Raw genomic sequence first — 8,281 nt, forward strand, 5'->3', positions numbered from 1 at the left:
CTAAAGAGCAATTAGGATATATTGTTGTTTCACATGTCTTATGATTTTTGGAATTGCATTGAGTTCTTTCAAGCTGAATGAGTGATGGAATGTCAGAAGTAAAACAAAAAAAATCAGGATAGTATTTCTCAGGTATTTTTTATATTTTTTTTCCATGTTGTATCACCACATTTCTTGAAATATTCGTCCAGTGCAAAGATAGTGTTTTCTGGTGCTTTAGAAGGGCTATTTACTTTATGGTTGGAATCGTGAAGGCAGATGACTCCACCTGTTTGTTTTTCTTTTAGCATTGCATCATAAATTTCCTTCCAATTTTTATCTTCCTTCCAATCTCCTACAATACAAGTCCATAATTTTAAAGGAAGATTCCATTTTTTTGAGATGATTATCATGGCAAGATTTACCCAACCGTGAGGTGGGCGATAGTAGGATGGTTTGATGCCATGACTTTCTAAGATTTGTTTAGATTTTTGCATATCTTGCTTTGTTTTCCATATTCCCCATAAAACCGGATGGGTATGATGGTAACAATGAAGTCCGATCTCATGCCCTTCCTGATGTATTTTTTTGATAATATCAGGATATTTTTCAACTTTTTCAGCAATCACAAAGAAACAAGCCTTTGTATTGTGTTGCTTTAGAATAGCTAAAACTTGTTCTGTATACATAGGATTTGGCCCATCATCAAAAGTCAGTAGTAATTCAGAGCATGGATATGTTTCTTTATAGATAAACTTAAAATAGATGGTTGGAAGAATGGAGTAACAACACCATAATAATATATAGATTAAAATTATTTTTAGGAACATTTTTGAACACTCTCTTCCAGTATAGTCTCTTCTAACACTTTGGTATCTATCCCATTTTTTATTTTTCGAATATTGTATTTCATATCTTCCAAAAGATCATCATTTTCAACAATTTCCAAAATAAGCTCAATATCTTTTTGACATCGTTTCATTTTGGAAGGCAGAACATACCCGATTTCTTTATTGGAAATATATTCTGCATTGTGTACTTCTTGTTCAAGGAATGGCTTGAATACAATCATGGGAGTTTCGTTGTAAATTGCCTCAAATGTTGTGATTCCACCTGCTTTCGTAAGTAGAATATCTGAATTTTGCATTAGGTAGTCGATATTGTTGACATATCCCAATATGTTTAATGTAGGAAATTTATCAATTAATTTATTATAAAGCTTTTTATTTTTACCCGTTACAATCGTTACTTCGACATCGGGTAAGGAGGCTAATTTTTTATAAAATTTCATTTTTTTTGGAAGTAGCCCTAACCCGCCACCCATTACCAGGATGTTCTTTTTGTTACTCTTGTTTTTGATTATCTCAAAATCAAATTTATTTGATACAGGGATTCCTCCTATCTTGATTTTGTTAATATCTATCCCCAATATTTGTAGTTCTTTTTTTGTCACTTCATCAGCGATAATATATTTATCAGTGTTGAAATTAACCCATCCGTTATGTGGTTTCACATCGGTAATCCAAGTAATCAGAGGAATTTGTGAGCCTGTTTTCTCTTTGTATAACGACATGAGTTGAGATGTGAAAGAATAAGTGGAAATTACAATATCCGGATTTTTGCTTTCGATGAATCTTGAAAAATCATCAAGCAGAATTTTTGACATTATTTTGGATAATGTCGGATTTTGATTGCTTTTGGTTATTTTTTTGTAAGCTAAATTATATAGTAGGTTTCCCGACTCTACGATTGTATTGTAACATTTGTAAAACAATTCGGTTTTATCATCGAATTTAATTTCATATATGTCAACACATTCGACATCGGCAAGATAAAAGTCTTTTTTTATTTGTTCTTCGATGGCTTTTGCACATTGAAAGTGTCCCATTCCACATTTTGCAGTCAATGTTAGTACTTTCATTTTATTCACCACTTTCTTTTTTGATAAAATGCATCATACTTATTAGATATTATATAAAATATTCGTTGTAAAACATTATAAAAAGTGTGGGATTTCATCATAAAAATCATAGAAATTTGTAGTTTAGTAGGATGTATATAGGTATATTTTGTAACAGGAAGAAGTTTGTGTATGAATCACTATTGAAAATTATTATAAAACTCTGTATTTTAATAAAGTTATATTGTATCTCTATATTTATGGTTTTACACTATTTCTACTCTTTTGTAAAAAGTGTTTCATATGCAATTGGTTTCTCGTGTTCAATTAACATTGGCAATAAAAGGAGGAAGAAGTATGAACGTTTCCATTCAAAAAAAGTGGGATTTTTTGTTACCGGTATTGTTGCAAAAGAGATTGAGTCTTCGTGATGTGAGGAAGTGTTGGACAAATTATATGAAAATTACAGTCATGAGGAATTATCTAAATTAGAAACCGAAGAGAGTGTAGGGGTTTATTATGAAGGGAGTAATCTTAATAAAATAAATTATATGGTGGGATATATTGTTTCTGAACCTATAAAAGCAAAAGAAATGTGATTGGATTCTTTGAAGGTAGAGGAAAGAGAATATGCAGTCTTAGAGTTGGAATGGAAAGTGCCGGACTGTATTCCTAACGGTTGGAAATATGCTATGGAGGTATTTTTTCCGGAACATGGTTATCGTCATTCTGGGAAATCGAATTTTGAATAGAGATATGGATTGCACTGATTATAAGATGGAACTTTGGATACCGATTGTAAGAGAATAGTGTAATCAAAAAAAGCATTTTGTTGAGAAAAATTCTAACAAAATGCTTTTTGTAAGTTATGAACCTTAATTTAAGGTTAGTTATTTAATTACCATATTTAATATTTTTCCCGGAACATAGATAGTTTTTATAACCTGTTTGTCGCCGATAAAGCTTTTAATATTTTCTTCTGTTTCTACAATTTTTAGAAGTTCTTCTTGAGTAATATCTTTTGAAACAGTTACTTTACCACGAATTTTACCGTTGATTTGAATAGGGATTTCAACAACGGCATCTATCGTTTTGGATTCATCCCATGTTGGCCAATCAGCATGGTCCATATCTTTTTCAAATTGTTGCAGTTCCCAAATTTCGCAACAAATATGAGGTGCAATCGGATAAAGTAAAGTGATAAAATCTTGAAGTTCTTTTCTTGTGATAAATTCATCATCATAGAATTGGTTAACGGCTGTCATCATAGCAGCAATAGCGGTATTGAATTTTACATTTTCGAAGTCTTCGGAAACTTTCTTGATTGTTTTGTGCATTAATGAAATATGTTTTTTGTCATATTCATTTTGTTCCGTTACCATTTCCTGTAGTTTCCATACACGTTCCAAGAATCTTTTACATCCTTTTACACTGCTGTCAGACCAAACTGCAGGGCGTTCATAATCTCCGATAAACATAATGTAAGTTCTCAATGTATCAGCTCCGTAGTTATCAATAATTTCGTTCGGATTGATAACATTACCGCGAGATTTTGACATTTTTTCGCCGTCAGGACCTAAAATTAAACCTTGTGCAGTACGTTTTTTGAATGGTTCCGGATAGGATACTGCATCAATATCATGTAGGAATTGATGCCAGAATCTGGAATAGATAAGATGGCGGCTTACGTGTTCCATACCTCCGTTGTACCAATCTACAGGTCCCCAATAATCCAAGGCTTCTTGGGATGCAAGTGCATCATTGTTATGTGGATCCATATATCTTAGGAAGTACCAAGAGGAACCTGCCCATTGTGGCATGGTATCTGTCTCCCTCTTTGCAGGTTTTCCGCATACTGGACAGGTTACATTTACCCAGTCTTCGATATTTGCAAGTGGAGATTCACCGGTTTCGGTAGGTCGATATTCTTCAACATCAGGAAGAGTGACAGGTAACTGTTCTTCCGGAACAGGAACCATTCCACAGTGTCCACAATGAATAATTGGAATCGGTTCTCCCCAATATCTTTGACGGTTGAACGCCCAGTTTTTCATTTTGTAGTTTGTTTTTGCTTCACCTATTTTATTTTCCTCAATATAGCGGATGATTGCCGGAATCGCCTCTTCTACAGTTAAGCCGTCGAATTTGTCAGAATTTACAAGGATGTCTTGTGGTGAAGTTTTGTATACTTCATTTTGAACATCTCCACCTTTTACAACTTCTATGATTGGAATATTGAATTTTTTTGCAAATTCCCAGTCTCTGTTGTCATGTGCAGGTACAGCCATAATTGCACCGGTTCCATATCCCATCATTACATAGTCGGAAATCCAAATAGGAATTTCTTTGTTTGTTAAAGGATTGATGACAGTTAATCCTTTCACCTCAACTCCTGTTTTGTCCTTTGCAAGTTGAACTCTTTCGAATTCCGTTTTTTTGGTAGCTTGCTCTTGATAATCTCTGATTTCATCCAAGTTTTGTAGCTTGGATTCATATTTCTTAAGATAAGGATGTTCAGGAGCCATAACCATAAAGGTAACACCGAATATCGTATCCGGACGTGTTGTGTATATTCTCAAGGAATCTTCTGTACCTGAGATAGGAAAATCGACTTCTGCACCATTGCTTCTTCCAATCCAATTCTCCTGTTCTAACTTGATGCGAGGCAAGAAGTCAAGTCCATCCAAACCGTCTAATAATCTGTCTGCATATTCTCTGATTTTTAGGAACCAAACGTCTTTTTCCATCTGAACAACGTCATGTCCACAACGGTCACAAACTCCATTTTGAGACTCTTCATTTGCCAAAACAACTTTACAATTGTTACAGAAATTTACATAAGTCGTGTCTTTGTATGCAAGCTTATGTTTAAACATTTGTAAAAAAATCCACTGTGTCCATTTGTAATAGTTTGGATCGGTCGTATCGATGGTTCGATTCCAATCGAAAGAATATCCTGCTGACTTTAGTTGACCTGTGAATACGTCAATATTGCGGTCAGTAACAGTTCGAGGATGTTCTCCTGTCTGCATAGCATAATTTTCTGTTGGAAGTCCGAATGCATCCCATCCGATAGGGAATAGTACATTATATCCTTCAAGTCTTCTTTTTCTGGAAATTACTTCAAGAGAAGTATAGGCTCTGATGTGTCCGACATGAAGTCCTGCACCTGATGGATATGGAAACTCAATCAAGTTAAAATATTTCTTTTTATTGTGGTCGATTTCAGAACGGAATGTGTGGTTCTTTTCCCAATGGGATTGCCATTTTTTTTCAATTTGATTTGGATTGTATTCTCTCATAAACTCACTCCTTTAGATAATTTAAATAGCTTATTTTACAATATTTAACAGAGAATCTGAGTTCTATAAAAATTATGTTCTTCAAGAGATGGTATCAATAAAAATCTTACATTTTTCAGAAACAACTTCTTTCAATGCAATAAAAAAATCTTCCTCTCTAAACGATAGAGACGAAGATTCGCGGTACCACTCTAATTGATAAAAAACAGAATTTTTATCCTCTTGAAGGATTTAACGCATTCCTTACGTCTGATTTTTCAGAAACTCCAAGACAAGTTCAAAAAGTTGATTTTATCGTTTTTCAGCAACCAACGACTCTCTGTAAAAATTTTCTTTTTTACTACTTCTTTTCTTCGTTAAATATTTTATAATGTAGTTATATTATCAAAAAATATGAGATAACGCAACCACCAAACAAAATATTTCGTAAATTATCAAAAAATATTTGACAAATGAAAATATGCGTATTATACTGTAAAAAATTAAAAAAACATATGCACTGAAAGTCGTTTTTTATATTGCTTTTTTATAATAAAAGAACGGAAATTTCATTTCGTAATTTCAAGAAAAAAGAGAGCATAACCTGGTTTTTAAGAATTGATAAAGGTTTTGCAAAATTTTTTTGCCCTTTTTTGGGTTTTGAAAAATATAAAAAATGCTACATATGTCTTGATATCCCAATGAAAAATATGTTTTTCCAACAGTTTTGATCGTTGTTTGGATGGTGTACATATCATAAAACAATTCAGTTTTATGATAAAAGGAAATGAGTTGAATTTGTGTATGTTCACAGTAGAATACACAATACTTATTATTGAAAAAACATTCACAGGAGGCAAATTATGAAAAGAATTGTAGTGGCACTTGGTGGAAACGCATTAGGAAACAGTCCTGAAGAACAAATGCAGAAAGTAAAACATACTGCAAAACCTATTGTTGATTTGATTGCTGAGGGAAATGAAGTGATTGTTGCACATGGAAACGGCCCTCAAGTAGGTATGATAAACCTTGCGATGGATACGGCATCTAACAGTGAAGCAAAAACCGCAAAAATGCCATTTCCTGAATGTGGTGCGATGAGCCAAGGATATATTGGATATCATCTTCAAAATGCGATTCGTGAAGAACTTATTAACAGAGGAATGAATAAACCTGTTGCAACTATCATTACTCAAGTTATTGTTGATAAAAATGATATAGCTTTTGAAAATCCTACAAAACCGATTGGTGCTTTCTATACCAAAGAAGAAGCGGAAAAAATGTCAAGTGAAAGAGGAGAAACTTTCAAAGAAGATGCCGGACGTGGATACAGAAGAGTTGTACCATCTCCACTCCCAATTGATATCGCAGAAAAAGATACAATTCAAGCATTGATAGATGCAAATCAAGTGGTGATTACAGTTGGTGGAGGAGGAATTCCTGTCTATGCAGATGGAAATAGATTAGTAGGAGTTCCTGCTGTAATCGATAAAGACTTTGCATCTTCTAAGTTAGCAGAAATTGTGAATGCGGACTACTTGATTATTTTGACAGCTGTAGAGAAGGTAGCAGTGAATTTTGGAAAAGAAAACGAAGAATGGTTATCGGAATTGAGTATAAGTCAAGCAGAACAATATATCAAAGAAGGACATTTTGCTCCAGGATCAATGCTTCCAAAAGTAAAGGCTGCAATGTCTTTTGCTCAATCTAAAGAAGGAAGAAAAGCATTGATTACTTCGTTAGAAAAAGCGGCAGAAGGAATTCAAGGAAAAACAGGAACGATGATTGTAAAATAGTATAGTAAGATTAGTAATTTTTTGAAAAGAGTAGGTGATAAAAATGAACCTACTCTTTTTTAGTACAAGTATTTGAGTGGTTATAATCATAAAAAAATATTTCGTTATATTTTACTCCAAGCAAACATTCGTCAGCAATAGGATATTGAATCATAATATGATAGATTTTAGCATAGCTCAAAATTGCAAATAAGATTGCTTTAATTACTTAAAACTTTCTTCTTGATTCAATCACTTTTCCTAAAATAGTAATCGGTAATTCTTCTATTTGCTGATTGGTATAAAAGACCGGTGGATAGACTGATGAATTAAATCCATTTAGAATGATTCCGTTATCTTGCTTGATAATTTGTTTTATACTTGCCTCTTTTCCATTGACAAGAACAACTGCAATCTCTCCGTTTTCAACTGTGTTTTGTTGTCTGATGATGACAATATCTTCTTCTAACAGTTTCGGCTCCATGCTTTTGTCGTGTATTTTTAGTGCAAAAAATGTACCGGTGTTTGCAAGTTCAGATGTTAATTCTTCATAGTTCAACACTTCTTCAACAACATTAAGTGGTATACTTAACTGCTTTTCCTCAAATATCGGAACCTTAACTCCTTTTTGTTTGGTTTCTTGATTATTGCCTAATAAGTAATCTGTTGTTACATTAAAATAATTTGCTAAAGCTTTAATAGTATTGGTGTCGGGGGTTCTTCTGTTGTTTTCCCAATTTGATATAGCATTACGAGATACCGATAAAACTTTTCCAAGATCTTCTCCTGTTACGTTGTGAATATCTCTTAGTTCTTTTAAAATTTGTCCAAATGTTTTCACTTTGTTCCTCTCCTTTTCTAAATCATACAATTATTTTCTATTTATGGATATATATAGTAACACAATGAAAATTCTATTTGTTTTTTTAATGGAAAATCATTGTAACGTAACAGATTGTGTGATATAGTATATGTAACGTAATGAAAATTAAAAATTGATCATAATATGAAAAACTAATAGATTGAAAAGTTTATGTTCATTATATGAAATAACACAAGTACAGTTGGAAATGAACTAAATTATGAAAAGTTAAAATCTACGAATAGAATGAATAATATATTATGTATAGCATTAAAAATTTTTAATAAGTGCAGTATCCACAATAGATGTATAGTATAAAAAAATATGGGTTCTACAGTACTTAAAATTTGAAGTTTGTTTATCGTTCATAATAATCTCATCTCTTTTTTGCAATGAAGTATAGAGGTCAACAGTGTAAAAAACACCAGAAAATCTTAAATTGCAATATCAAATTGAACTAATTCCTCATTATCATCTAAAAGTC

7 protein-coding genes and 1 other annotated feature are annotated in these 8,281 nt (G+C 32.7%); of the genes, 3 read left to right on the forward strand and 4 right to left on the reverse strand.

Translation table 11 applies throughout. From position 1 onward, the window contains the following. Positions 1-128: 128 nt before the first annotated feature. Complete coding sequence (locus ACO5GE_RS07440; protein WP_484830288.1) at positions 129-809, reverse strand: polysaccharide deacetylase family protein; 681 nt, start codon at positions 807-809, stop codon at positions 129-131. Further along, a complete protein-coding gene (locus ACO5GE_RS07445; protein WP_484830289.1) occupies positions 800-1,900 on the reverse strand; it encodes an MGDG synthase family glycosyltransferase in 1,101 nt (366 codons plus the stop codon). The genes ACO5GE_RS07440 and ACO5GE_RS07445 overlap by 10 nt, the downstream gene beginning before the upstream one ends. Before the next feature lie 336 nt (positions 1,901-2,236). Between ACO5GE_RS07445 and ACO5GE_RS07450 the strand changes: the two genes are divergently transcribed. Continuing rightward, positions 2,237-2,371: a hypothetical protein gene (locus ACO5GE_RS07450; RefSeq protein WP_484830290.1), complete on the forward strand. Its 135-nt coding sequence runs from the start codon at positions 2,237-2,239 to the stop codon at positions 2,369-2,371. Between the two features lie 107 nt (positions 2,372-2,478). Next, positions 2,479-2,631, forward strand: a complete 153-nt coding sequence (locus tag ACO5GE_RS07455; RefSeq protein ID WP_484830291.1) for a hypothetical protein — start codon at positions 2,479-2,481, stop codon at positions 2,629-2,631. A 138-nt stretch (positions 2,632-2,769) separates the two neighbouring features. Here ACO5GE_RS07455 and leuS read toward each other — a convergent pair whose 3' ends face one another. Continuing rightward, complete coding sequence (leuS, locus tag ACO5GE_RS07460) at positions 2,770-5,181, reverse strand: leucine--tRNA ligase (RefSeq protein WP_484830292.1); 2,412 nt, start codon at positions 5,179-5,181, stop codon at positions 2,770-2,772. A gap of 163 nt (positions 5,182-5,344) precedes the next feature. After that, positions 5,345-5,544 (reverse strand) — a binding site (T-box leader). Positions 5,545-6,023: 479 nt separating this feature from the next. Here leuS and arcC point away from each other — a divergent pair. Beyond that, positions 6,024-6,956: a carbamate kinase gene (gene arcC / locus ACO5GE_RS07465; protein WP_484830293.1), complete on the forward strand. Its 933-nt coding sequence runs from the start codon at positions 6,024-6,026 to the stop codon at positions 6,954-6,956. Positions 6,957-7,164: 208 nt separating this feature from the next. On the opposite strand, the gene ACO5GE_RS07470 is transcribed toward arcC, so the two are convergent. Beyond that, positions 7,165-7,776, reverse strand: a complete 612-nt coding sequence (locus tag ACO5GE_RS07470; RefSeq protein WP_484830294.1) for a LexA family protein — start codon at positions 7,774-7,776, stop codon at positions 7,165-7,167. Between the last annotated feature and the right edge of the window lie 505 nt (positions 7,777-8,281).

The organism is Filifactor sp. (assembly GCF_057248345.1).